Origin of the sequence: Pandoraea commovens (genome assembly GCF_902459615.1) — a bacterium.
Classification (GTDB): Bacteria; Pseudomonadota; Gammaproteobacteria; order Burkholderiales; family Burkholderiaceae; genus Pandoraea; species Pandoraea commovens.
Map to the genome: position 1 here is coordinate 268735 of NZ_CABPSA010000006.1, position 25697 is coordinate 294431.

The following is a 25697-nucleotide window of genomic DNA, read 5'->3' on the forward strand; positions in this document are numbered from 1 at the left end:
CCCCCATTTGTCCGAATGCCTGCTGGTTTCCTGTGCTGAACTACCCGAATCTTCATCTCAGCGAACGTCGCGTGCAGACGCTGGACGAATTCAATCGTCAATTTCTCGCTGGCGGACCGGTGTCGGACGGCGTGTTCGACGAGTTTCTCGCGAACTTCACGCACATGGGCGTGATAGATCGCCTCTGTAGTTGGCTGTCGGTCAGTCGAAAGTCGGAGATATTGAATAGCGTGGCGCTGGGGCACATCGCCTCGACGGAAGCGGGGCGAGATTATCTGAAAAGCAAAGACAAGGACGCGATCTGCCGCGCGGAAGACGGTGCTGTGGATGTCCTGAAGTTGCTCATGCACGATGATCGTAAAAGGATGCTTACAAGGGCCGAGATCGGGCAGCGCGGGCAAATCTATTTGAAGTTCCTCGACATGGACCTTTGCCTTCCGCTTGGGCACAAGTGCTTCGAGAACACGCAAGGGCGGCTCACGCACGAGGAAATCGAGCAACTGCTTTCGGTTGAGACGGAAGGGGCCGCGTCGGGCCTCGCGCAGTTCGCTGAGCGCTTCCGCGAGGAGCACGTTTGGCAGCTGGATCGGGAGGCATGTCTGGCGTGGAGCGCCGCCATCGATCGGTGGATCGGAAAACGGCGAATCGCGGAGCTTGGCGTACCCGGGACGGTGATCGAGGCGTTGGGATCGTCGTTGCGTGCGCTAGGGCGTCGTGTCCCCGAGTTTGATGACGCCACGGGCTTCTCACTGCACGACATGCTGTCAAATTGCGCCGAAGCGTTTCATTTTGTCGGCGACCGTAGGGCGTACGGATTGGCGCTGATGGAACTCGGGGCGCTGCATGTACGAACCGGCAATGCGAACGTCGGCGTCAGTGCCTATCGCCGTGCGGCCGATGAGCTGGGACGCGAGGCGCTCGATCTGAAGAGAGTTCGCAGTGACAGTGACGCCGATGCGTGCCGGGAGGACGCATTCGCTTGCTTTGCGAAACTTGGAGAGAGCGGGGCACCTCGCGCTTCGATATCGACGTCCGTGCACAACGAAAATAGCGAACCGAGACCACCGGGAAGGGACGACGGTCTGCTCGGACGCGCCGAGTTCGACTGGTTGTGGGCGAAGGCGAGTGAAAGAGCTGCGTCGAGTCAAACGTTTTGACGCAAGTCTGGATCCCTTTCACGCCGAGGAATCCATTCCAAAAGCAGACGACGGGTTGTCCCCGTCGTCTCATCCAACTTAATTTAAATATCGAATTCCGGATCCGAGGAGCGCAGCTTGCGCCAGATCGAGCGCACCGTGAACGCGACCAGCAGCACCGTCAGACTCACGACACCCAGCGCCAGCGGGGTGCGTTGATCGGGAATGAAAGCCATCGCACCGACGATGGACAACATTCCGATGATCGCGACCCAGGTGAGGTACGGAAATCCCCACATACGAATCTTGAGCCGGGCCGGTGCTTCGCGTTCGAGCCGCTTGCGCAGTTTCAACTGCGAGAAAGCGATGAGCACGTACACGAAGATCGCCACGGTGCCGTACGAGTTCACGAGGAACGCGAACACGGTATCCGGCGAGACGTACGACATCACCACGGCGGCATAACCGAACAGTGTGCCTACGAGAATCGCCCGCACCGGCACGCCGCGTGAATTCAGCTTCGCAAGCGAGCGAGGCGCATCGCCACGGCGTGTCAGCGCAAAGAGCATGCGCGACGACGCGTACAGCCCCGAATTCAACGCCGACAGCACTGCCGTCAGCACCACTGCGTTCATGATGTGCGCGGCTGCCGGAATGCGCATCGCTTCGAGCGCGCTCACGTACGGCGTTGCCATGCCAGCCGAATTCCAGGGCACGAGCATCACGACCAGCAGAATCGAGCCGATGTAGAAGAACAGCACGCGGCCGATGACCGAGTTCGTTGCACGTGCCACCGCCTGCTGCGGTTCGGCAGCTTCGGCAGCGGCAATCGTCACAATCTCCGCACCGAAGTAGAACCCTGTCGCCGCCACCGCACCAGACATCACCGGACCGATGCCGTTCGGCATGAAGCCGCCATGCGATAGCAGATGTCCAGTGCTGGCCACCGCGCCCGGCCACATGCCGAACACGAACAGTCCACCGAGGAACAGGAACACCACAATCGCTGCGACCTTGATCGACGCAAACCAGAATTCGAATTCGCCGTATGACGCGACCGACACCAGATTCGTCAGCGTGAGCACTACTAGCAGCACGAGGCTGATGGCCCATGCGGGAATGTCCGGCAACCAGAACTGGATCAGGTTCGCACCGGCCACGGCCTCGACGGCCACCACGATCACCCAGAAGTACCAGTACATCCAACCCGTCAGAAAACCGGCCAGCTCGCCGCCGACCGGCTTGTCGTTCCAGGCCAGCCGCGCATACTCGTAGAACGAACCGACCGCAGGCATGGCGCACGCCATTTCGCCGAGCATGCGCATGACCAGCACCACCAGTACGCCGGTGATGAGAAACGACAGCACCGCTGCGGGGCCTGCTGCATGCACGACTACGCCGCTGCCGACGAACAGACCGGCACCGATCACGCCGCCCAGCGCGATCATGCTCATGTGACGTTGTTTGAGGCTCGATTGCAGATGCGTTCCGGTATCACGATTGGCCATGACGACCTCCTGTGAGCGGATGCGCGAAGCGGGGAATCACTGCGAGGACTGCAACGAGGGGGGAACTGCCGATGAATGTCTCAACTGCCACACAACCTCCTTAATGCCTTGTCTGACGTCAGGTGCGGCGCGGTAGGTACTGGGGGGCGCGCCGCCCTGCGTCTTTTTGTGATGACCAACGAAAACCGCTTCTGCCTTGTCAGACCTTGCCTTTCCAGGGCACGAGTACGCGCTCGAGATAGCGCATGATGAGATCGAACCCGAAGGCGAAGAAGCCGATCACGATGATCCCCATGATCACGATGTCCGACGCGAGGAATTCCGCCGCGTTGAGCACCATGAAACCGAGGCCGCTCGATGCCGCCACCATTTCGGCGGCCACCAGCGTGGTCCAGCCCACACCGATACCGATGCGCATGCCGGTGAAGATTTCCGGCAGTGCCGACTTCACGATCACGTGCATCACGATCTGGCGCGGTGACGCACCCATCGAATACGCCGCGTGAATCTGCTCCATCGAGACGGAACGAACGCCCGCCCGTGCTGCAATCGCCAGCGGCGCGAAGATAGCCAGGTAAATCAGGAACACTTTCGAGAACTCGCCGATGCCGAACCAGATGATCACGAGCGGCAGATAGGCCAGCGGCGGCAGCGGACGATAGAACTCGATGGGCGGGTCGAATACGCCGCGTCCGATGCGCGAGACGCCCATCAGAATGCCGACGGGAATCGCCGTCACACATGCCAGCGCAAACGCGCCGAACACGCGATACAGACTGGCGAGCGTGTGTTGCCACAGCGTCGAGCCCGCAAAGCCTTCGGTCGACACCTGGATGAATTTCTCGACGATGGCGCGCGGTCCCGGCAGGAACAGCGGCTTGATCATTCCTGACGATGTAATAGCGACCCAGATCGCCAATAGCACGAACACGGTCACGACGCTGATCGCCAGGCTCGGCCCCTGACCGGGTGCGCCGAACGATTCACCGGCCTTCACGGGACGCGGGGCGAACATTCGGGCGAAGAACCCTTTACGGCGCGGTGCGCGCGGCGTATTCAGAGGAGAGGACGGACGCTGCATGCCGCTGCCATTCGTGGCGGACGGTGCCTGCGGGGTAGTGACGGGTTTGGTCATCATGATGGCTCGTCTCCGGCTTCGATCAGGCACATCAGGCCGCGACCGCACCGGCAGACGCAGTCTGCCCGGCACGCTCGTCACCGTAGATGATGCTGAGCACCGTCTCGCGCATGGCGATGAAATCGGGGCTCGACTTGATGGCGCGCGCATCGCGGTTTTCGAGATAGCGCTTGTTGAAGTCGAGTTCGTAGGTGTGGGTGATGCGCCCGGGTCGCGGCGACATTACGATCAGGCGGCTGGCAAGGAACAACGCTTCTTCCACGCTGTGCGTGATGAAGAAGATCATCTTCTGCGTCTCGCGCCAGACATCGAGCAACAGTTCCTGAATGGTCTCGCGGGTGAGCGCATCGAGCGCAGCCATCGGTTCGTCCATCAGCAGCATCGACGGATTGCAGGTCAGCGCACGTGCAATCCCCACGCGCTGCTGCATGCCGCCCGAGAGCTGATAGATCATGTGATTGTGGAAGTCCTGCAAGCCGACGAGCGCGAGGTTGCGTGCGGCGCGGGCGCGTCGTTCCGTCTTGGGAATGCCTTGCAGCTTCAGACCGAATTCGGTGTTTTCCATCACGCTCAGCCACGGCAGCAGCGCGTGCTTCTGGAAGACGACGCCACGGTCGGCGCCGGGGCCTTCGATGGGGGCGTCGCCGAGCAACAATTCACCGGAGGTGGGGGCGATGAAGCCTGCCATCAGACTGAGCAGCGTGGTCTTGCCGCAGCCCGAAGCGCCGAGCGCCACAACAAAATCGCCGGGTGCGATGGTCAGATCGACGTGGGCGAGCGCCTGTACCTGCTCGCCGGGACGCCGGCCGGGATATACGACGCTGACGTCGTTGACGATGAGTTGTTCCATGAAGCCCTTCTCCAGCCGATCCAGCGATTGGGGAGGGGATGGCGCGCCGCACAACCGGCCGGCGCGTCGGCCCCGGTGCGGCTTACTTCAGTTTGAGTGCGGCGTCGACATAACGCGACGTGACGAACGGCGTGTAGTCCGCCTTGACGGCATTGATCTTCTGCTGACCCTTCAGGAAGTCGGCGGTGTCCTTCAATGCCTTCGCAGCGCGGCTGTCCTTGCCGCCCCCCAGCCATTCCGCAGACGCCTGTTGTTCGGCCGACGGATAGGCGTAGAGCGACAATGCGCCGGGCACATCTTCCGGCTTGCCGCCGATCATCTTGACGATGGATTTCACCTGCGGTGAGCTCGCCGTCCAGGCCGCCTGATTCTGACGGTAGGCCGCATCGGCGCTCGCGATAACCTTCACGAACTTCGCCATGAAATCGGCGTTCGCTTCACCCCACTTGCGGTCGACGGCGATGCCATCGAACGTCGGCTTGCCCTGCTTCGACAATTCGCCCGACGTGATCAGCACATGACCGCTTTGCTTGATCTGCGCGAGCGCCGGATCCCACACGTAAGCCGCATCGATGTCGCCGCGCTCCCATGCGGCCACGATCTGGTTCGGCTGCATGTTCAGCACCTGCACCTCGGTCGGCTTGATGCCCCATTGTTGCAGCGCAAACATCGTGTGGTAGTGCGTCGTCGAGACGAACGGCACACCGATCTTCTTGCCCTTGAGGTCGGCCGGCGTCTTGATGTTCGACGCATTGCGCACGACCATCGCTTCGGCCTGGTTGATGTCGTCCAGGATCCAGAACAGTTGCAGGTCCAGCCCTTGCGAGACGGCCGCCGCCATCGGGCTGGAGCCAAGCACGCCGATCTTGATGTCGCCCGAGGCGAGCGCCGTGGCCACCTTGGCACCCGATTCGAACTGGCGCCAGTGGATCTTGTAACCCGTCGCCTTCTCGAACTCGCCGCTCGAAATGGCGACCAGCCACGGATCGACGATCTGCTGATACGCGATCGTCACCTCTTTCTCCTGCGCCTGCGCCGTTGCGGGCGCCGCCAATCCGAGCATCAGGGTTGCGGGTAAGGCCGCAGCCGCCAGTGCCGTCGCTGCGAACACCCGTCGCAGCCGGTTCGGAAGTCCAGTCATGGTTCACCTCAGTTCGAAAGGTTTTCGGTGGAACTCTCGGGTTGACGCATCTGGCATGACAAATCGGCGTCAAGTGACTGCATCATTGCCGCGCACATTTTTGTTCGTTAGAGCCAGTTGGCCGCATTTGATGATGCCAACTGGTCCAGTTACCCGGGAATCGGCCCGCAAGCCGCATGAATGCTCGAATCTCGCCAGCTTTCGCCCGTCTGCGGATAAACCCCAATTCGGAATAAACGTCACCGTCTCATGAGTAATAATTGACGTTCTAGAAGTGACAGACAAAAAGGGGACGCGATGTCGAGCCGGATTTCCGCGGCGATGTGGAACCAGTTGTTTTTGGTGTCGGCGCGAGCGGGCATGAGTTTGCAGAGCCAGATTCGCCAGATGCTCGTGTCGGCGATTCTGGACGAACGCCTGATGCGCGGTGCGGCCGTGCCGTCGTCACGCGAGCTGGCCGAAGGGCTGGGCGTGGCGCGCAACACGGTGGTGCTGGCCTACCAGCAACTGGTCGACGAGGGCTATCTGATCGCGCGGGAGCGGCGCGGTTACTTCGTCAATGGCGATATCCTCGCGCCGCGCGTGGGGTCGCAGCCCGCGAGTGCGCGGGACGCACGCGATGGCCGAGACGGCCGGGACGGTCGTGATGGGAAGCACGCGCAGGAAGGGCGGGCGCAGACGGAATCCGCTGGCACCATCGCCCCGCTGGATCCGTCCACGCCCGACTGGGAGGGACGTTACGTCGTGCGGCCTTCGGCGCAGCGCAACATCGTGAAGCCCATCGACTGGCAGCAGTACCAGTACCCGTTCATTTACGGGCAGTTCGATCCGACCATGTTCCCGACCGCCGACTGGCGCGAGTGCTGCCAGAAGGCGCTCACCGTCATGGAGATTCGCGACTGGGCGCCGGACATGATCGCGCGCGACGACGAAACGCTCATCCAGCAGATTCGCACGCGCGTGTTGCCGCGTCGCGGCGTGTGGGCCGATGCCGATCAGATCGTGCTCACCAATGGTGCGCAACAGGCGCTGTATCTGCTCGCCGATTTGCTGGTGGGCGCGCGTACGACCGTAGGCGTCGAGGACCCCGGTTATCCCGATGCCAGAAACATCTTCGCGATGCGCACGCCGAAGCTGGTTGGACTGCCGGTCGACGAGCACGGGTTGCCGGTGGACGAGCGCTTGTCGCAGTGCGATTACGTGTACGTGACGCCGTCGCACCAATGTCCTACGACCACGACGATGCCGCTCGCGCATCGCGAGGCGTTGCTGCGTCGCGCAGAGGCCGACGACTTCGTGGTGATCGAAGACGATTACGAGAGCGAGAACAGCTATTCGGACATTCCGATTCCGGCGCTCAAAAGTCTGGACCGCAGCGACCGGGTGATCTACATCGGCAGTCTGTCGAAGTCGTTCGCGCCCGGATTGCGGCTGGGGTATATCGTCGCACCGGCGGCGCTGGTCAATGAGCTACGTGCGTTGCGCCGTTTGATGATTCGTCACCCGTCGGCGTTCATTCAGCGTTCGTTCTCGATGTTCCTGGCACTTGGCCATCACGACGCGCTGTTGCGACGTCTGGCCGATACCTATGCCAAGCGTGCCGAAGTGCTGAGCGCTGCGCTCTCGACGCACATGCCGGAAGCGACGTTCGTGCGCGTGAAGGGCGGTGCGTCGTGTTGGGTGCAGGGGCCACCGCAGTTAAACGCGAACTTGCTGGCGGCGCGGGCCAAGTCGCGCGGCATTCTGATCGAGCCGGGCGATGTATTTTTCATGGGGGATAACCCGCCGCGCAACATGTTCCGGCTCGGGTTCTCGTCGATCCGGCTGGAGCATATCGAAGCGGGGGTCGTCGCCCTGGCCGAGGTCATGCGCGAGACGATGGCCGAGGCGACACCGGCGCAGCGCTGACGCAATGTCGACGCAGCGAAAGCAACGCGCGCCGTAACGTCTTACGGTGTGCCGTTGCGTCCATAAAGGCGGAAGCCTTCACGTTCGGACAGGGTTTCATAGTAGATCGACACGGCCTCCAGCTGCGGACGCTCGATCGGCACGCTGAACCAGCGGTGCACGGACAGGCCGACGGGGATGTCGGCGAGCGTGAAGTTATCGCCGCTCACGAAGGCCTGCGTCGTTTGCAGCTGACGGTCGAGCACGCGCATGAAGTCGTTCCAGCGTGCAGAGTTGGCAGCGAGCGCTTGTGGATCGTCGTAGCCGGGCGAGCGACGGATCAGCGACAGGAACGAGTACTTCCACGCCGGATTCAGATCGGACGACTGCCAGTCGATCCACTGATCGACGCGGGCGCGCTCGCGCGGTGCGACGGGATAGAGATCTGTGCGTTCGCGCGACGCGGCGAGATAACGCAGGATGCTGTTCGATTCCCAGAGGACGAAGCCCTCGTCTTCGATCACCGGCACCATCAGGTTCGGATTGAGCGCCGCAAACGCAGGGTTATCGAGCTTGCGCGAGGTGTCGCCGTCGCCCCACGGTTCGTTGGTGAAGGGAATGCCAAGCTCATGTGCGAGCCACAACACCTTACGTACATTGATGGAAGCGGGTCTGCCGAGAATGCGGAGCATGGAAATCCTTCGTCGGTGGGCGGGGTGACTAGATTCTAGTCACCCCGTCACGGCGATAACAGATACAGATTTGCCCGTTCCCGGCCGGAACAGTTCGTCGTCCTGTCAGAAGGTATGACGCAGCCCCAGCGAGACCCCGACCTTGCTGCCGTAGGTGCCTTGCGAGGCGATCAGCGTGTATTTGCCGCTGATGTTGTTGTGATCGACTTCCAGATAGACGTCCGTGCGCTTGCTCAACTGGTAATCGGCCATACCGTAGACGGCGGTACGTTTGCCGCCCGGCTGCGCCTGCCAGTCGACGAAGCCACCGACCCCCAGCGTCAGCGCTGGCAGTGGGTTGTAGCTCAGGCCGAGCAGCATGACATTGTTGCGCGTCTCAACTTCGGTCAGTTGGCTGTGCAGGTAGCCCGCCGTCGCCCGCCATGCGCCGAACGCCGCGCCCGTCGAGAAGCCGAACGTGTTGCGCGACTGCGTGCCGTCCGCCGATGTGAGGCGCTGGTACAGCAGCGTGCCGTTGACGCCGCCCGCCGCATAACCGGCCGTCACCCCCACGCCCGAGTTCGCATGCGTATCGCTTGCGGCGTTGCCGAAGGTGTAGGCCGTGCCCAGTGAGAAGCCACCGGCGTCGAGCGTGTACTTCACCGTGTTGTCGAGACGGCTGCCGACATAGTTGCTCGCGACGATCAGGGTGTCGAGGTTCGGGTTGTTGAAGATCTGCGCTGCGCCCATCGCCGTATAGCCCACGCTGTACTGACGCCCAACCGACAGCGCGCCGTAGCTTCCGCGCACGCCGACGAATGCCTGGCGGCCGAACAGCCGTCCCGCACCGTTGGACGACGCCTGCCCGAAGCCCGCGCTCTTCGTGCCTTGCAACGACGTGCCGTCGTCCAGATTGAAACCGCTCTCCAGCACGAAGAACGTCTCCAGATCGGAGCCAAGTTTCTCCGTGCCCTTGATGCCCCAGCGCGACCCGGTGAACGAGCCTTGCGAGGCGCTGAACAGCTTGCCGTCGCTCGCGTTGGCGTTGGTCTCGTAGCGGATGGCCGTGTCGATCAGGCCATAGAGGGTGACTTCGGCGTGCGCACTCGCGGGGACGAGTAGCAGCGGCGAGGCAAAGGACAGGCAGGCCGCGGCGTACCCAAGGCGGCGTCGTGTTGCGAAAGGCATGAAACGTGTCTCCGATGTGGTTTTTGTGGTGTTGCGGTGGTGGATCAGGCCGGTGGCGCGGAATTTCGCGTTGCGACGGCAAACACGGCGCTGGCGGTGGCGAGCGGGCGGCCTTCTGCGTCGAGCACTTCGGCCTCGCAGAACGCGAGCGTGCGGCCGCTGCGGCGCACGCGTGCGTGTGCGGTGATGCGTCCGCGTGCGGGGCGCAGGTAGTTGATCGTGAGGCTGGCGGTGCCGAGGTTGTCGAACGCACCGCTCGCACGTGTGGCCACGCCCATCGCTGTGTCCAACAGCGCCGCAATCAGCCCGCCGTGCGCGTTGCCGTGACGATTCGTATGCCTGTCGAGCACGTCGCAGGCGAGTACGGCGGTGCCGTCGCCGGCGTCGACGAGTGTGAATCCGTTATCGAGACAGAACTGCGATTCGACGCGCAGTTCGCGGTCGAGGTCGGCGGCGTCGCGGCTCATTTCGTAGTCGCCGGACTGGCGCTCAACATCGGACGCAACATCGGATTGAGACCGGTGCGGGCCACGCGGCTCGCCAATTGGCGACCGAGCGCCGTCTCACAGGCGTGTGAGGCGGCCATCATGGCGCTCAGATCGATGCCGGTGTCGACACCCATCGTTTCGAGCACGTTGACGAAGTCCTCCGTGCAAACGTTGCCGGTCACGCCGCCGCCGTACTGCACCTTCGCGGGATGGCCGCCCGTGCCGCCGAACGCGACGTCGAAGTGAGTCACGCCCGCGTCAAGCGCGGCGAGGTAGTTGACGATGCCGGTGCCGCGCGTGTCGTGGAAGTGCGCGATGGCGTGGACGTCGGGGAACGACGACAGCATCTGCGCGAACAGCGCTTTCGTGGATGCTTGTGTCGCCACGCCAATCGTGTCGCCGAGCGTGATGTATTTCACGCCGAGCGATGCGAAGCGCGCCACGTCTTCCATGACGCTGGCCGGATCGATCGCGCCTTCGAAGGGACAGCCGAACGCCACGGAAATCGTGCCGACCAGACGGAAGCGGCCCTGCGCCGCCTTCGCCATCGCTTCGACGCGCAGCCACTGACCCGCACGTGATTGCTTGAGATTGCGCTCCGAGTGCGAATCGCTGGCCGAGACCAGCAGGCTGATTTCGTTGACGCCGATCCCGGCGTCGAGATCGGTCAGCGCGCGCTCGACGGCGCGCGTGTTTGCGCACGTCGCCTTGTAGTGAACGCCATCGACACGCGGCAGCACGGTGAGCAACTCGCTCGCGTCGGCGAACTGAGGCACCACGGCCGGGTTGGAGTAGGACGTGGCTTCCACGCGACGAAAACCGGCGCGTGCGAACTGATCGATCAGGTCACGCTTGGTGTCAGTGGAGAGGAACGCGGTCTCGTGCTGCAGGCCGTCGCGGGCGAAGCATTCGCACAGGATCAGATCGGACATGACATGCGGGCGCAATGCGCCGGAAGTGAGTTCGGATGGAGCGCATGAAATCACTTAATGTGATGCAATGTCAAATAATTTTTAAATCGCCGCACAAGGGGTTTCCCGTAATTCGTTTGGATGTTTGCAGTTTTATTGGCGTGTCTCCCTCGTGGTTAGATAATTTTATTTGACGACGTCACATTTTGTGGATTAGGCTAGCCGCCATACCTTGTTTCACCTCTGGCTAATGAATCCGATGTCTCGAACCTCCCGCAACATGACGTATCCCGACTCCCTGTTGATCGAAGATCGCGGCGCTGTGCGCGTGATTACGATGAATCGCCCCGACAAGCGCAACGCGCTGAACAACGAACTGACGCAGGCGCTGCTGGCGGCGTTGCGTGAGGCCGACGCCGATCCCGAAGTGAACGCCATCGTGCTCGCGGGTGCAGGACAGAGCTTCTGCGCCGGGGCCGACGTCAAGGAGTTCGGTGGCTTCGTGGCGGGCGGCAGCGATGCCGACGCCTCGCAGGCTGCGCTCAAGCGTGCGCACCTCACCACGTCGCTGCATCGGGCGTTCGTCGAGATCGGCACGCCGGTCGTCGGTGCGGCGCAGGGCTATGCGATGGGGGGCGGCGCGGGACTGGCGCTGGCCTGCGATCTGCTGGTCGTCGGTGAGAGCCTCAAGCTTGGCTACCCGGAGCTGAAGCACGGCATCGTGGCTGCCATCGTGATGGCCAATCTGGTGCGTCAGGTCGGGCGCAAGACGGCGTTCGAGCTGGTGTCGACAGGCGATACCGTCGACGCATCGCGCGCGCTGGCGCTCGGACTTGCCAATCGTGTCAGCCCCGACAGCACCCTGGTCGACGACGCTGTGGCGCTTGCTGCGCGTCTGGCCGACTACGATCCGGTGTCGATGACGGCGACCAAGCGGCTGTTCCATCGCGTGGCGGATCTGCCGCTCACGCAGGCGTTCGACGTCTCGCTCGATACGAACCTGATGATGCGCAGCTTCCCCAAGCGCGCCCCGAAGTCGTGAGCGCACCGATGAAGCCGTTGGCGGGCGTGACGATCCTTGAACTGGCGCGCGTGCTGGCGTGCCCGTTCGCCGACATGATCCTTGCGGAACTGGGCGCGACGGTCATCAAGATCGAGCAGCCGGGCAGCGGAGACGAAACACGCACGTTCGAGCCGAAAGTCGGTGACGAGTCGGCTTACTACTTCGCCTGCAACCGCAGCAAGCAGTCCGTGACGGCAAACATGAAGACGGAGGCGGGGCGCGCGATCATTCGCGATCTGGCGTCGCGTGCCGACGTGCTGCTGGAGAACTTCCCTGTCGGCACGCTGAAGCGCTACGGCCTCGATCAGGCAGCGATGCGCGAAGCTAATCCGAAACTCATCTACGTCTCATGCACGGGTTTCGGTCAGACCGGCCCGTACGCGAAACGCAAGGGCTACGACACCGTCTTTCAGGCGATGGGCGGGCTAATGAGTCTGACGGGCGAGCGCGGCGGTGGTCCGGTCAAGCCGGGGCTGCCGATCGCCGATCTGTCGTCGGGCTTGTGGATTGCGATTGCGATTCTGAGTGCGTTGCAGGGCCGCACGCAAACCGGCGCAGGCTGCCACGTCGATTTCTCGATGCTCGACGGTCAGGTCAGTCTGCTGACTCTCGCCGCTGGCCGTTACTTCGCGCTGGGTGAAGTGCCGCCGCGTCTGGGGACGGAACATCCGGGGCGCGTGCCGTCGGCCACATTCGCGTGCAGCGACGGTGCTTACGTCCACATCACGTGCAGCGATCAGCACTGGTTGCCGTTGTGCGAGTTGCTCGGACTTGACGCGCTGGCGGCCGACGCCACGCTGTCGACCAATGCAGGCCGCGTGGCGCATCGAGACCGTCTGATGGCGGCGCTGACAGCTGCTATCGCGGGCAGAACGCGCCGCGAGTTGTGCGACGCGTGCGACGCCGCCGGTGTCCCCGCAGGCCCCATCCAGCATGTTGATGAAGTGCTGGCCGATCCGCACGTGCTGGCGCGCGGCATGGTGAGCGAGTTCGAGCATCCGTCCATCGGCAAGTTCGGCGCGCTGCCGGTGCCGTTCAAGTTCGACGGCTTTGCCGATCCCGAAGTGGGGCGTCCGCCGTTGCTGGGTGAGCACACCGATCAGGTATTGGCGACGCTCGGCTATGCCCCGGCGCAAATCGCGGATTTGCGGCGCGAAGGCGCCATCTGAAATCGATTCGACGTTAGGAAAGACAAGCATGAAAAGTTGGGAGACATTGGAGATCGTGCGTCAGGACGCGGTCGTCGAAGTCGTGCTGAACCGGCCGCAGCAGCGCAACGCGCTGAACGCCATGATGTGCGACGAACTGCGCGCCATCGTTCAGGCTTTGCGCGACGACGACTCGGTGCGCTGCGTGATCGTTCGCGCTAACGGACCGGTGTTCTGCGCGGGGGCGGATCTGAAGGAGCGTCAGGGGATGAGTCTTGACGATGTGCGCGCACGTCGCATCAAGGCGTTCGCCGCCTACGACGCCATCGAGCAGATCGGCAAGCCGTGCATCGCGCTCGTCGAAGGTCCGGCTATCGGCTCGGGTGGCGAGATCGCCATGGCCTGCGACTTCATCGTCGCGACCGATGCCGCCGCGTTCCGCACCCCTGAAGCGCTGTGGGGGACGGTCGGCGCCACGCAGCGCATGCCGCGCGCCGTGGGCAAGCGTCTCGCCAAGGACATGGCCTTCACCGGTCGCACGTTGTCGGCGCAGGAAGCGCGCGAGGCCGGGCTGGTGTCGCGCATCGTGCCAGCGGACGGCGCGCTGGACGCCGTGCGCGTGATGGCGCAGACGATTGCCGCCGCGTCGCCGCTGGCGATGCGTCTCACCAAGGATTGCATCGACCGTGGTGTCGAGACGGACCCCGCCGGTGCGCTCGCCATCGAGATGCTCGCCATCGACACGTTGCTGCAAAGCCCTGACTGGGGCAGCAAGATTGCACGCTTCGGCAGCGGTACGAGCAACGATGTCGACCATGCGGCAAACCAGGACACGAAGCAAGGAGGCGGTCATGCCTGAAGTTCATGACGTAGGGCATGAAAGCTACGCCAGCCAGTTCGGGCTCGAAGGGCCGGTCACGCTGCCCGCCGTTCTCGCGGCGCGTGCGCGTGCAACACCCGAAGCCGAAGCGCTGGTGATCGAGGGTGAGCGCATCGACTATCGCACGTTGAGCGAGCGCGTCGCGCAGGCGGCCGCGCGCATGGTGCATCTCGGCGTTCAGCACGGCGAGCATGTCGGCATTCTGATGGGCAACTCGGTGGATTGGGTGGTGCTGTTCTACGCGGCGGCATCGATCGGCGCGGTCGCCGTGCCCGTCAATACCCGATTCAAGTCCGATGAGTTGAATTACTGTCTGTGTCAGGGCGACGTGCGCGTGCTGTTTTACGTCGACACGTTCCTCAACATCGATTACACGGCGTTGCTGCGCAGTGTAGAGCCTGCCTTCGATGCGCAATTGCCGGGCGACTTTCTGCCGCTGCTGCGTCGCGCCGTGATGGTGGGCGACAGTGGGCGAGGTTTGCCGGAGGGCGTCGAGCATTTCGACGCATTGCCGGACACGCCCGCGTTGCGTGACGAAGTCGCGAGCCGCTCGGCCTCAGTCTCGCCCGACGACGTGCTGCTGATTCAGTACACCTCCGGTACGACGTCGTTCCCGAAGGGCGTGCTGCTACGTCATCGCAACATGCTGATGAACGCTGCCGCGTCTGCGCAGCGCATCGGTGTGCGTGCCGATGATCGCTACTTCAGCGTGCGTCCGTTCTTCCATGTGGCGGGCACGACGATGTCGCTGCTGGTCTCGCTGGTGACGGGGGCGTGCCTGCTGTCGGTGCCGTCGTTCGATGTGGCACGCGTGCTGACCATCCTCGATGAAGAGCGCTGCACGCTGACGTCGGGCAACGACACGATTTTCCTGATGATGATGGGCCACCCCGAATTCCGTCGCGAGCGCATTCACCTGCGTGGCGGCTGGGCAGCGGCAGGGCCGGAAATCATGCAGAAGATTCACGACGTGATGGGCGTGCCTTACATGGTCGGTGCGTATGGGCAATCCGAGGCCTCGCCCAACGTGGTGCTCAACGACTGGCGCGATCCGCTCGAATTGCGCGTGGGCGGCTGGGCGAGCCCGCATCCCGGAATCGAGATCCGCACGGTGTCCCCGGAGACGGGCGACGTGCTCGGTGCGGACGAACCCGGCGAGATTCAGGTGCGCGGCTGGAGCGTGATGAAGGGCTACTACAACAAGCCGAAGGAGACGGCGCAGGCGTTCAGCGACGACGGCTGGCTGCGCACGGGCGATCTCGGCGTGATCGACGGTGAAGGGCGCATGCGCATGCTTGGCCGTCTGAAGGATGTGTTCCGCGTCGGTGGCGAGAACGTGGCGCCCGCCGAAGTGGAAGAGACGCTGTTCACGCATCCGGCGGTGCAACTGGCGCAGGTCGTAGGGGTGCCGGACGCCCGTCTGGGCGAAGTGCCTGCGGCGTTCGTGGTGCTGCGCCCCGGTGCGGACGTCACGAGCGAAGCGCTGATCGACTGGTGCCGCGCGCGTGCCGCGAATTTCAAGGTGCCGAGATACCTGCGATTCGTCGATTCGTTCGACGGCATCGGCATGACGGGTAGCTCGAAAGTGCAGAAGAACAAGCTGCGCGACTACGCGATTCGGGAGTTCGGTTTGTCCTGACACCTGACGGCCGGGCGTCGATGGACACGACGTCCGCCCCCAACCGAACCTCATCAAAAAATCAAGATTGGAGGAGACATGACTTCACACACGACGACGGCGTCACAGCCGTTCGGCGGGACAGACACGCCCGGCGCAAGCGCGGCCGGTCAGGTCGTCGAGGAATCGACCTACCGCAAGATCGCCTGGCGCACACTGCCGTTGCTGTTCGTTTGCTACATCATCAACTATATCGACCGGGCGAACATCGGCATCGCACAGATTCAGTTCAAAGCGGATTTGCATTTCAGCGATCTCGTCTACGGCATCGGTGCGGGGTTGTTCTTCGTCGGCTTTCTGCTGTTCGAGGTGCCGAGCAATCTGATGCTCGCCCGCATGGGGGCGCGCAAGACGCTGTTGCGCATCATGACGCTCTGGGGTGCGGTCTCCTGCGCCATGATGTTCGTTCGCACACCCACGGAGTTCTACGTCGCACGCATGCTGCTCGGTGCGGCGGAGGCGGGCTTCTTTCCCGGGCTGATCCTGTATCTCAGCTACTGGTTTCCGGCGGAGCGGCGTGCGCGTGTGACGGCGTTGTCGTTCGTCGCGATTCCGATTGCGACGATGATCGGTGCGCCGACGTCGGGCTGGATCATGCGCAGCTTCCATCAGATTCACGGACTTGCGGGCTGGCAGTGGATGTTCCTGCTCGAAGGCATTCCTGCCATTCTGCTCGGTATCGTGGTGTTCTTCGCCCTGGAAGACCGGCCGGAACAGGCGAAGTGGCTGAGCGACGATGAGAAGGCGCGGCTGACGCACGTGCTCAATGAGGAGCGTCGTCAAAAGGCGAGCAATGCTGGCGGAGGTGGTCACGGTCACGGCGGCACGCTGGCGGCGCTGGGCGACTGGCGCGTGTACGTGGCGGGGCTGGTGTCGTTTTGTGCCTATGTGCTGGCGAGCACCATCGCGTTCTTCGCGCCTCTGGTGATTCAGTCCACCGGCGTGAAAGACCCGTTCCACGTCGGTCTGCTATCGGCGATTCCGCCGGTTGTCGGCATCGTGGCGATGCTGATTGTGAGCCGTCATTCGGACCGTCAGCGCGAGCGTCGGTGGCATGCCTCGGTGCCGTTAATGTTTGCGGCGGCGAGCCTCATGGTGATGCCGTATCTGTCGCACAACGTCGAGCTGGCTGTGGTCCTGCTGGCAGTGGCGACGGCGGGGCACCTGTCGAGCCTGTCCGTCTTCTGGACGATTCCGTCGACGTATCTCGCGCCCGCCAGTGCGGCGGCCGGGATTGCGGTGGTGAGCAGCATCGGTGCGTTGGGCGGACTGGTCGGGCCGAGTGTGATCGGCTACGTGAAGACGACCACAGGCAGCCTCGCGCTCGGCTTGCAGGTTGCCGGATGCTTCGTGCTGTTCGGCAGCATTCTGTTGCTCGTGGGGATTCCTGCGCGGCTGTTGCCCAAGGGTGTTTCCGGTTCGTAAGGGCGTTCGTGATTGCGCGCCTCGGACGGTGCGCAATCCTTGTGGAATCACGGCAGGTGCGGGTTTGACCGGGCGCGGGCGAGGCGATAGCATGACGCCATTCCTTTCCCTGCCTACCGGCTGATTCGCCACATGCCCAAGCCCAACCCCTCGCGCTCGCCCGAACCGGTGAGTGCAGCACCGTCCGACTTGCGGCAGCTCACGTCGTTTCAACTGCGTCAACTGACGAACATCTACACGAAGGGTTCGTCCAGCGTGTACGAGCGCAACTTCGGTCTGACGCTCAACGAATGGCGCTCCATCGCGTTGCTGCACAGCAGCGACGGCATGTCGCTCAATCGGCTCGCGGAGCAGGCGCAGTTCGATCGGGGGCTGATGAGCCGCACGGTGACGGCGCTCGAAGCGCGCGGCATTCTCCAGCGCAGCACCGACAGCGCGGACGCGCGCGGTGTCGTCATCTCGCTCACGGCCCACGGCCGCGATCTCGTGAAGCAGGTGTTCCCCGTTGCCGAAGAACTCAACGACCGTCTGTTGTCCGTGCTCACGCGCGCAGAGCGCGATGCGCTGCCCAAGATACTTGACAAGCTTACGTATCAGGCGAGGATCATGCTGGATCAGGAGCGGGAAGAGGCTGGCGAAGGGCTCTGATCGAGTTGCTGGTTTCGCGGTAAATTGTTTGACAATGCATCATATGTCCCTTAGATTGACGAGCATCGTCAATGCGCGTCTGCGCGGTATTTCGAGGGACTTTTCATGCTTCAGACCCGCCTCACTCGGCTGTTGAATATCAAATATCCCATCATCCAGGCCGGGATGAGCTGGGCGTCGTCCAACGCGGCGCTGCCGATTGCCGTTTCGAATGCGGGCGGGCTTGGCGTGATCGCCGCAGGTCCGATGTATCTCGATGCCTTTCGCGATACCGTGCGCGAAGTGAAGGCCGCCACCGATGGCGCGTTCGCCGTCAACATCCCGTTGTACCGTCCGCAGGCCGAGCAGTTTCTCAACGTCATCGAAGAGGAAGGTGTGCCGGTGGTGATTGCTTCGCAAGGCGGCCCGAAAGCGCACCTCGAACGCTTTCAGTCGCGCGGCGTTCGCTGGATTCACGTGGTCTCGACCATGCCCCATGCGCGCAAAGCGGCGGATGCGGGCGTTGATGCCCTCGTCGTCGTAGGTGCCGAGGCGGGCGGGCATCCGCCGGTGAACGGTGTGAGCACGCTTGTGGCGGTACGTCGCGCGGTCGTCGAATTCGACCTGCCGATTGTGGCTGGCGGTGGCGTGGCGGATGGTTATGGCGTGGCGGCGTTGCTGGCGCTCGGTGCGGATGCCGTGCAACTCGGCACACGGTTTCTTGCGACGCGCGAGGCGGGCGTGCATGAGAACTACAAGCGTGCGGTGCTCGATACCGATATCGACGGCACGACGCTCGTCGGCGTGCGAGGCCTGCCCGTTCGCATGACGCGCAATCAATTCGCCGAGCGCGTCTTGCTGGCCGACAAGGAAGAGCCGGACGCCGCTGCCTACGACACGCTGTTCAAATCCAGTTCGCTCAAACAGGCCGCGCTCGATGGCGACGTTGAGTGGGGCAAGGTCGAACTCGGTCAGTCGGCCGGGCTGATCGGCGATCTGCCCGCAACGGCAGACGTGATGGCGCGGTTGGTGGAGGAGTGCGAGCGCGCGGCACGCCGGTTGGCGGGTTGAGCGTTCGCTTTGTCCACAGGTCACCGATTTCGTCATTTTTTTGTAATTTCTGCGTCAGTTCGCTGACGGACCCCCCCCGCTTTACGCCGGTGTTCCCGAAGGCATGACGCCGGTGGCCGGACCGTCGTTGTTTGCCGTCCGGCGCTTCCTTGTGCCCAGTATCAGCGCATGCCGCCGTTGATAGGGAAGTCGGGTTTGGCGTCCTTGGTAGCGAGTCCCCATTTCTTCATCAGCGCGTCATAGGTGCCGTCGCGCTGAAGCTTGAGCAGGGCCTGCCGCATGACGCTCGCGAGTTGCCGCCCTTTCTCGTCGACACCGAAGCCGATGCCATAGGGCGCTTCGGCGTTGTAGTGGATGACCTTGTACTTGGCGGGAAATTTGGTTTCGTTGTAGTAGCCGACCGGCGAATCCACCCAGGCGACCTGGCTGGCGCCCGTCGATAGCGAGAGCAGCGTCATGTTCGAGTCGGGGTACGTCGCCACCGAAATGGGCCGCTTGCCGTCTTTCTGGCATTTCTCGCTCAGCTTGGTCGCCTTTTCCATTGAGGCCGTGCCGCGCGGCAAAGCGAGTTGCATTCCGCAGAGGGCGTCGAGCGACGGGATCGCGACCGCCTTGGAAGGCATGGCGACGACCGTCATGCCCATGTCGAGGTAATCGACGAAGGTCACGACTTTCTGGCGCGATGAAAAGTCTGCAAGCGAGAGCAGCACGTCGAAGCGGTTGGCGCCCAGACCGGGAATGAGGGCGTCGAACGACGACTGGGCAAGCTTGATCTTCAGATCAAGCACCGCGGCCGCCGCCGAGAGCAGTTCCGGGGTGAACCCCACGATGTTGCCGTCGCCGTCGACGAACTTGATTGGCGCCACGTCGGGATTGACGCCAGCGGTCAGTGTGCCGCGCTCACGGTAGAACTTCGGGACTTGTGCGGCGAGCGCAGGGTCGACCTTGATGGCCGGGCGTGCAGGCGGCTCCTGCGCGTGCGCGGGACTCACAATCCCGAGCCATGCGACGACACATACCGTCGCGAATTTGAATTCGATCGTCATACGAAAACCTCTGGATGTCGGCAGGTCGGTGGCGTATCAGGCAGCTTGTTGAACGGTGCGGGCGAAATCCCGGTGATGCCAGAGCAGACAGTCGGCAGCCCCTTCGTCGTTCACGGTAGCCCGGGTAATTTGGCCGACGATAATGCTGTGCGTGAAACCGTCATGCACTTTGGCCAGTTGGCATTCGAATACGACGACGGCCCCTGTCAGGGTGGGGACGTCGAGTTCCCCGGCTTGCCAGTTCACGGGATCGAAGCGCTCGGGACCGCGCATCGAAGTGAAGCGCTTCGCTACGGCCAGTTGTTCGGCAGACAACAAGTTGACGGCAAAGCGCCGTGTCCGAAGGATGACGTCATGTGCCGACGCGGTCTTGTTCACGCACACGAGGATCGTGGCCGGATCGGCAGACAGGCTGCACACCGAAGTGGCGATCAGACCGGACGGCACACGGTCTTCGTACGTGGTCACCGCCGTGATGCCGCTGGCAAAGCACGTCATGGCGTGTCGAAAGACGTCGGAGGAAACTTGGTCGTTCATACGGATACCTCTTGAGTTCTGATGAAGCGCGCGACGCGTACGGCAAGTCTGGGCCGCACACGTCGCACCAGATCGCGTTCAGCCGCCGAATGACAGTGCGCCGAGTCCGAGATTGCCTCGCAGCGTCTGTGCCGCGTATTCGGTTCGGAACAAGCCGCGACGACGCAGTTCGGGAAGGATGAATTCGATGAAATCGTCGAGACCGCCGGGAAGCGTCGCGGGGCAGAGATTGAAGCCGTCGGCGGCACCTTCGCGGAACCACGATTCCATATCGTCGACGATGTCCTGCGCTGTGCCGATCAACTGGCGTCCGCCCGAAGCGCGAATCTTGTAGAGCTGGCGAATCGTGAGGTTCTCGCGACGGGCCAGTTCCAGCAATCCATTGCCGATGCTGCTGACGGGACCGGCGCTGGTGGCGGGCACCGGGCCATCGAGGTCGTAGCCGGAGAGGTCGCCGAGCACGCTGTAGAGAATCGACAGACCGCTGAGCGGATCGATCAGCTCCTGCAACTGATCGAACTTGTCTTGTGCCTCCTGTCGTGTGCGGCCCACGTAGGGCGTCAGTCCCGGCATGATCAGGAGCTGGTCCGGCGTGCGACCGTATTTTGCGAGGCGGCCTTTCAAATCGTCGTAGTAAGCCTTGGCCGACTGAATGTCGAACGATGCGCTGTACACCACGTCGGCGTTTTTCGCGGCGATCTCTCGCCCGGCGTCGGCAGCGCCAGCCTGAACGATGATGGGGCGGCCCTGCGGCGTACGCGCCGAATTCAGCGGGCCGCGCACCTTGAAATGTTTGCCCTTGTGGTGCGGGACGTGCAACTTGTTCTCGTCGTAGAAGATGCCGCTGGCCTTGTCGCGGATAAAGGCGTCGTCTTCCCAGCTGTCCCAGAGTTTCTTGACGACGTCGACGAATTCGTCGGCACGCTCGTATCGCTCCTCATAGCCCAGATGTTCGTCGCGGTTGAAGTTCCACGCTTCTTGCTGAGACCACGACGTGACCACGTTCCAGCCTGCGCGTCCGGCGCTGATGTGATCGATCGAGGCGTACTTGCGTGCGATATGGAACGGCTCGTTATAGGTCGTCGACGCGGTCCCCACGAGGCCGATATGCTTCGTGCAGGCGCCGATCGCCGCGAGCAGCGTCAAAGGTTCGAGTTCGGCGTTTTTCGCGTCGCGCGCCGCCGATCCCGGGGGCGTATCGGAGGCCCGCACGCCAACGCCGTCCGCAAAGAAGATCATGTCGAACTTCGCCGCTTCGGCCTTGCGCGCGCTTTCAAGGAAGTAGTGAAAGTCGATGGCGCCGTCGGCGGGAACATCGGGATGACGCCACGCCGCCATGTGATAGCCCAGATAGCGCATCGAGACACCCAGTCTCATCATTCCGTCGTTTGACATTTCGAATCCTGTTTTATCGAGTGTGATGGCGGGGCGCGCGTCGCACGAGCGTCGCAGGCACCTCTCGCCGGACTTATGCGCGAGCGTTCGCGAGAAAGCGTTGGCTTCGCGCTGTACCGCCGCCCTGGAAGATGTGGTCGGGCGAGCCTTGATCGACGATGCGGCCACCGTCCATGAATACGACGTGGTTCGAGACCTTCCGGGCGAATTCCATTTCATGCGTGACGACCACCATCGTGGTGCCGGTGCTTGCCAGTTCTTTCATGACGTCGAGCACCTCCTGAACCAGTTCCGGGTCGAGTGCGCTGGTCGGTTCGTCGAACAACATGACCTCCGGCTCCATCGCCAGCGCCCGGGCGATAGCGACTCTCTGCTTCTGTCCGCCGGAGAGTTGCGACGGGTAGTGATTCATCTTGTCGGACAGGCCGACGCGGGCGAGCAGCGATTTGCCACGCTCTACAACATCCTTGCGCGCGGCGCCGCCGACGATGCGCGGCCCGGAAAGCACGTTGTCGAGCACGGTGTAATGGGGAAAGAGATGAAATCCCTGGAACACCATGCCGAAGTACCGGCGCTGCCGGTCCAGTTCCTTTTTGGGCAACCTGACGCAGCGTGTTCCGCGCATCTCGCTGCCGAGCACTTCGCCGTTGAACGTCACGACACCGGCGTCGATCAGATCGAGCATGTTGATGCAGCGAAGCAGGGTGCTCTTGCCCGATCCGGAGGGGCCGATGATGGCGACGACGTCGCCGCGATACAGATTGAAGTCGATGCCGTGCAGCGCAGTAAACGCGCCGAACTGTTTCGTCACATTACGCATTTGCAGCAACGGCGGCTGAGCTTGCAGATGAATGGCGTCGTGGTGCGAGTTCATCACGGGTGGACTCCTTTGCCGAAGCGCTTTTCGAGCAGGAGCTGCCCGCACATGGCCAGACTGGTCAGGAACAGATACCAGAGGCAGGCGACGGTCAGCAGCGGAATGGTTTCGAAGGTCGTCGAATAGATCAGTTGGACAGTCGTGAGGAGCTCGACGTAACCGATGACCGAGGCCAGCGACGTGTTCTTGAACATCGTGATGAGTTCGTTGGCCAGCGGCGGGATGATGACGCGAACCGCCTGCGGAATGACCACGTGCCACATCATCCGCATGTCGCTCATGCCCATTGCTTTGCAGGCTTCGCGTTGTCCCTTGTCGACGGCACCGAGGCCGCTTCGAAAAATCTCCGCACTGTGGCCGCCGAGATAGATCGCCAGCCCGATTGTGGCGGCGCTCAGTCGCGAGATCACGTTGCTGGTGTCGATGTCGAACAGATTCAGGTTCAGAAACGGTATCGGCAGATAGAGGCGAGGCACGAGCGCCGAGATGAAAAATAGGAACAACAGCATCGCCAACGTCGGTGTCGCACGAATGATCCAGATGTAGGCGAACGCCGCGCCGCGCAGAACCGGATTGCCGGACATGCGGCACGCCGCCACGATGGCGCCGAGCACGAGGCCTAGCGCACTGGCAAGTGCCGTGAGGATCAGCGTGTTTCCAAGGCCCGCGAGTACGCGGGCGTTGAAGAGGTAATGGGCGACGACGTCCCACTGCCAACGCGGGTTGTCGATGAACCATTGGTAGAAAAGGATCAGCGCGATGCCGAACAACCCATACCAGAGCCAGTCCGATTTCTTCGGGCGCGGATGAATACGCAGGTCCGGTGAGGGCGCGGGTGGGGTCTCGTCACGCGTCGCCGGGGGCGGGAGCGTGTACGCAGTTTCGTTGCTCATAAGGTGAGTCATCCTCCGGAAGATTGGGGTAAACCCCCTTTCCAACACATATCGTTATTGCTGATGATCCCCCCGTACAACCAAATAGAATTGGGGATATCGGAAGATTAGAAAGTCAAAATCCGCTTGTGAAATGCTTTCTTTTTGCAAATCGATAATGTTTTGTTATTGGATGCCCACGTGAAACTCCGTCAACTCGAAGCCTTTCGCGCCGTGATGCTGCACCAGACGGTGACGCTCGCCAGCGAGATGCTGCACATTTCGCAGCCCGCGACCACGCGGTTGATCGCCGATCTGGAGCGGTCGCTGAAATTCACATTGTTCGAACGGGTCAAGGGACGGCTGTATCCGACGGTCGAAGCCCGTGCCTTGTACGAGGAGGTACAGCGCTCGCTGGTCGGCGTCGACCGGATCGCGCGGGCGGCCGACGAGATCCGCAACATGCAGCGGGGCACGCTTCACGTTGCGGCGGCGCCCGCGCTGGCGCTTTCGTTCATGCCGCATGCGATTGCGGATTACCTGAAGACACGACCGGAGGCACATGTGTCGATGGTCATGCATTCGACCCGCTCCATCGTCGATATGGTCATGGGGCAGCGCTGCGACGTGGGCTTCGCGCGGTTGTCGCTGAGTCATCCGACGGCGAATGCCTCGCGACTTGTTGCGGCCAAGATGATCTGTGCGCTGCCTGCGGGACATCGCCTTTGCGAGCGTGATGTCGTAGGGCCGAGCGATCTCGACGGCGAGCGATTCGTCGCGCACCCACGCAGCGTGGAGGCACGATTGCAGATCGATGCGTTGCTCGCGTCGCACGGTGTGGAAGTCAAAATGCAGATGGAGAGTCAGATTTCGTACGCCATCTGCTCATTTGTCGAGGCGGGGGCCGGGGTTGCGCTGATCGATGCGTTCAGTGCGTGGAGCTACCGTGGCACCGGCGTGGTGTTCAAGCGGTTCGAGCCAGCCATATTCACCGACACTTCGGTGCTGACGCCTTCGCAGCGTCCGGTGCCGCTGTTGCTCAATTCGTTTGTGGAGCACGTGCGGGCGTTTGCACGTGAGAAGCTGGGCGACGGCAATCTTGCCGGTGTATAGCGAGTACCGATCGAGGCCGACCTGCGATGGTCCCTGTAGACCGTCTGAGCGACGCCGCTACGCAAATCCGCATTTCGTATAATCCCGCGCTGGCCACTTACTTTCCATCGACGCAGGAAACCGCATGAACAGCAGGAACAAGGCGACACTCATTGGGCTGAGCGCAGTGGTGCTCTGGGCGTCGATTGTGGCGCTGATTCGCGGCGTGAGCGAAAGCTTGGGTGCGACGGGCGGCGCTGCGGCGATCTATTCCGTGGCGTCGCTGTTTCTCGTGTTGACGGTCGGTTTCCCGAAGCTCAGCACGTTCCCGCGTCGCTATCTGGTGTGGGGCGGTTTGCTGTTCGTCGCCTACGAACTGTGCCTGTCGCTGTCCATCGGATACGCGAACACGGCACGTCAGGCGATTGAAGTCGGTATGGTGAATTACCTGTGGCCGACGTTCACACTCGTTTCCGCCATTCTCTTCAACAAACAGCGCGCGAACTGGCTGGTCGTGCCCGGTTTTGTGTTGTCGATGCTCGGCATCTGCTGGGTGCTCGGCGGCGATCAGGGGCTCGATCTGCCCGGCATGCTCGTCAACATTGCCGATAACCCGCTCAGCTATGGACTGGCGTTCGTCGGCGCGATCATCTGGGCGGGGTATTGCACGGTGACGGCGCGCATCGCCGAGGGCAAGAATGGCGTGACGCCGTTCTTCATGCTCGTGGCCGTCGCGCTCTGGATCAAGTATTTCGCCGGTGGCGGTGGTGCGATGTCGCTGGACCTGCACTCGGGCGCTTATCTCGTGCTGGCGGCCGCCGCAATGGGCTTCGGTTATGCGGCGTGGAACGTGGGCATCCTGCGCGGCAATGTGACGATCCTCGTCGGCGCGTCGTATTTCATCCCCGTGCTGTCTGCGGCGCTCGCCGCACTGTTGCTGCACACGCCGCTGTCCGCGCCCTTCTGGCAGGGCGCATGCATGGTCTGCGGCGGGTCGATCCTCTGCTGGCGGGCGACCCGCACCGGGAAGGCACGCGTCGCCACGTCATCGTGACGTCCACTAGTCCG

At 62.7% G+C, this 25697-nt stretch carries 24 protein-coding genes; 11 read left to right on the forward strand and 13 right to left on the reverse strand.

Features of this window, described 5'->3' with window-relative positions:
- Positions 1-71: 71 nt before the first annotated feature.
- Positions 72-1157 carry a hypothetical protein gene (locus PCO31010_RS18305; protein ID WP_150665504.1) on the forward strand — a complete coding sequence of 362 codons (1086 nt, stop codon included), beginning with the start codon at positions 72-74 and terminating at the stop codon, positions 1155-1157.
- 83 nt (positions 1158-1240) lie between these two features.
- On the opposite strand, the gene PCO31010_RS18310 is transcribed toward PCO31010_RS18305, so the two are convergent.
- From PCO31010_RS18310 to tauA, 4 genes are all read right to left on the reverse strand, one after another.
- Positions 1241-2644, reverse strand: a complete 1404-nt coding sequence (locus PCO31010_RS18310; RefSeq protein WP_150665505.1) for an amino acid permease — start codon at positions 2642-2644, stop codon at positions 1241-1243.
- Positions 2645-2843: 199 nt separating this feature from the next.
- Positions 2844-3659 (reverse strand): ABC transporter permease subunit, encoded by an 816-nt coding sequence (locus tag PCO31010_RS18315; RefSeq protein ID WP_150665603.1) that lies wholly within the window; start codon positions 3657-3659, stop codon positions 2844-2846.
- A 154-nt stretch (positions 3660-3813) separates the two neighbouring features.
- Positions 3814-4632 carry a taurine ABC transporter ATP-binding protein gene (locus PCO31010_RS18320; protein WP_150665506.1) on the reverse strand — a complete coding sequence of 273 codons (819 nt, stop codon included), beginning with the start codon at positions 4630-4632 and terminating at the stop codon, positions 3814-3816.
- An 82-nt stretch (positions 4633-4714) separates the two neighbouring features.
- On the reverse strand, positions 4715-5695 hold the full coding sequence (gene tauA / locus PCO31010_RS18325; RefSeq protein ID WP_373275391.1) for a taurine ABC transporter substrate-binding protein: 981 nt from the start codon (positions 5693-5695) through the stop codon (positions 4715-4717).
- A 375-nt stretch (positions 5696-6070) separates the two neighbouring features.
- Here tauA and pdxR point away from each other — a divergent pair, with 375 nt between their 5' ends.
- Complete coding sequence (gene pdxR / locus PCO31010_RS18330) at positions 6071-7681, forward strand: MocR-like pyridoxine biosynthesis transcription factor PdxR (protein ID WP_150665508.1); 1611 nt, start codon at positions 6071-6073, stop codon at positions 7679-7681.
- Between the two features lie 41 nt (positions 7682-7722).
- Here the strand turns inward: pdxR and PCO31010_RS18335 are convergent, their stop codons facing one another.
- The 4 genes from PCO31010_RS18335 to PCO31010_RS18350 form a co-directional block, all read right to left on the reverse strand.
- On the reverse strand, positions 7723-8352 hold the full coding sequence (locus tag PCO31010_RS18335; RefSeq protein WP_150665509.1) for a glutathione S-transferase family protein: 630 nt from the start codon (positions 8350-8352) through the stop codon (positions 7723-7725).
- A 105-nt stretch (positions 8353-8457) separates the two neighbouring features.
- Positions 8458-9519, reverse strand: coding sequence for a porin (locus PCO31010_RS18340; protein WP_150665510.1), 1062 nt, complete (start codon positions 9517-9519; stop codon positions 8458-8460).
- 44 nt (positions 9520-9563) lie between these two features.
- Positions 9564-9986, reverse strand: coding sequence for a PaaI family thioesterase (locus PCO31010_RS18345; protein ID WP_150665511.1), 423 nt, complete (start codon positions 9984-9986; stop codon positions 9564-9566).
- Positions 9983-10939: a hydroxymethylglutaryl-CoA lyase gene (locus PCO31010_RS18350; RefSeq protein WP_150665512.1), complete on the reverse strand. Its 957-nt coding sequence runs from the start codon at positions 10937-10939 to the stop codon at positions 9983-9985. The genes PCO31010_RS18345 and PCO31010_RS18350 overlap by 4 nt, the downstream gene beginning before the upstream one ends.
- Positions 10940-11177: 238 nt before the next feature.
- Here PCO31010_RS18350 and PCO31010_RS18355 point away from each other — a divergent pair, with 238 nt between their 5' ends.
- The 7 genes from PCO31010_RS18355 to PCO31010_RS18385 all read left to right on the forward strand — a co-directional run bounded on the left by PCO31010_RS18355 (position 11178) and on the right by PCO31010_RS18385 (position 18810).
- On the forward strand, positions 11178-11960 hold the full coding sequence (locus PCO31010_RS18355; protein WP_246184668.1) for an enoyl-CoA hydratase/isomerase family protein: 783 nt from the start codon (positions 11178-11180) through the stop codon (positions 11958-11960).
- A complete protein-coding gene (locus PCO31010_RS18360; protein ID WP_246184669.1) occupies positions 11957-13150 on the forward strand; it encodes a CaiB/BaiF CoA transferase family protein in 1194 nt (397 codons plus the stop codon). Before PCO31010_RS18355 ends, PCO31010_RS18360 begins: the two co-directional genes overlap by 4 nt.
- A gap of 28 nt (positions 13151-13178) precedes the next feature.
- Entirely contained in the window at positions 13179-13988 is an 810-nt protein-coding gene (locus PCO31010_RS18365; protein ID WP_150665513.1) for an enoyl-CoA hydratase/isomerase family protein, read from the forward strand.
- Positions 13981-15648, forward strand: coding sequence for an AMP-binding protein (locus PCO31010_RS18370; RefSeq protein ID WP_150665514.1), 1668 nt, complete (start codon positions 13981-13983; stop codon positions 15646-15648). The genes PCO31010_RS18365 and PCO31010_RS18370 overlap by 8 nt, the downstream gene beginning before the upstream one ends.
- 78 nt (positions 15649-15726) lie before the next feature.
- Positions 15727-17112, forward strand: coding sequence for an MFS transporter (locus PCO31010_RS18375; RefSeq protein ID WP_150665515.1), 1386 nt, complete (start codon positions 15727-15729; stop codon positions 17110-17112).
- A 132-nt stretch (positions 17113-17244) separates the two neighbouring features.
- Complete coding sequence (locus PCO31010_RS18380) at positions 17245-17760, forward strand: MarR family winged helix-turn-helix transcriptional regulator (RefSeq protein WP_052252507.1); 516 nt, start codon at positions 17245-17247, stop codon at positions 17758-17760.
- 105 nt (positions 17761-17865) lie between these two features.
- A complete protein-coding gene (locus tag PCO31010_RS18385) occupies positions 17866-18810 on the forward strand; it encodes an NAD(P)H-dependent flavin oxidoreductase (protein WP_150665516.1) in 945 nt (314 codons plus the stop codon).
- Between the two features lie 161 nt (positions 18811-18971).
- Here PCO31010_RS18385 and PCO31010_RS18390 read toward each other — a convergent pair whose 3' ends face one another.
- The 5 genes from PCO31010_RS18390 to PCO31010_RS18410 form a co-directional block, all read right to left on the reverse strand.
- Entirely contained in the window at positions 18972-19856 is an 885-nt protein-coding gene (locus tag PCO31010_RS18390) for an ABC transporter substrate-binding protein (protein ID WP_150665517.1), read from the reverse strand.
- Positions 19857-19892: 36 nt separating this feature from the next.
- Positions 19893-20393, reverse strand: a complete 501-nt coding sequence (locus PCO31010_RS18395; RefSeq protein WP_150665518.1) for a flavin reductase family protein — start codon at positions 20391-20393, stop codon at positions 19893-19895.
- Between the two features lie 78 nt (positions 20394-20471).
- Positions 20472-21788 carry an LLM class flavin-dependent oxidoreductase gene (locus tag PCO31010_RS18400; RefSeq protein ID WP_150665519.1) on the reverse strand — a complete coding sequence of 439 codons (1317 nt, stop codon included), beginning with the start codon at positions 21786-21788 and terminating at the stop codon, positions 20472-20474.
- A 73-nt stretch (positions 21789-21861) separates the two neighbouring features.
- Positions 21862-22662 carry an amino acid ABC transporter ATP-binding protein gene (locus PCO31010_RS18405; RefSeq protein ID WP_246184670.1) on the reverse strand — a complete coding sequence of 267 codons (801 nt, stop codon included), beginning with the start codon at positions 22660-22662 and terminating at the stop codon, positions 21862-21864.
- Positions 22662-23558: an amino acid ABC transporter permease gene (locus PCO31010_RS18410; RefSeq protein ID WP_246184671.1), complete on the reverse strand. Its 897-nt coding sequence runs from the start codon at positions 23556-23558 to the stop codon at positions 22662-22664. Before PCO31010_RS18410 ends, PCO31010_RS18405 begins: the two co-directional genes overlap by 1 nt.
- Before the next feature lie 180 nt (positions 23559-23738).
- On the opposite strand from PCO31010_RS18410, the gene PCO31010_RS18415 reads away from it, so the two are divergent.
- Positions 23739-24650, forward strand: a complete 912-nt coding sequence (locus tag PCO31010_RS18415) for a LysR substrate-binding domain-containing protein (RefSeq protein ID WP_150665521.1) — start codon at positions 23739-23741, stop codon at positions 24648-24650.
- Between the two features lie 124 nt (positions 24651-24774).
- On the forward strand, positions 24775-25683 hold the full coding sequence (gene yddG, locus PCO31010_RS18420) for an aromatic amino acid DMT transporter YddG (RefSeq protein WP_150665522.1): 909 nt from the start codon (positions 24775-24777) through the stop codon (positions 25681-25683).
- Positions 25684-25697 lie beyond the last annotated feature (14 nt).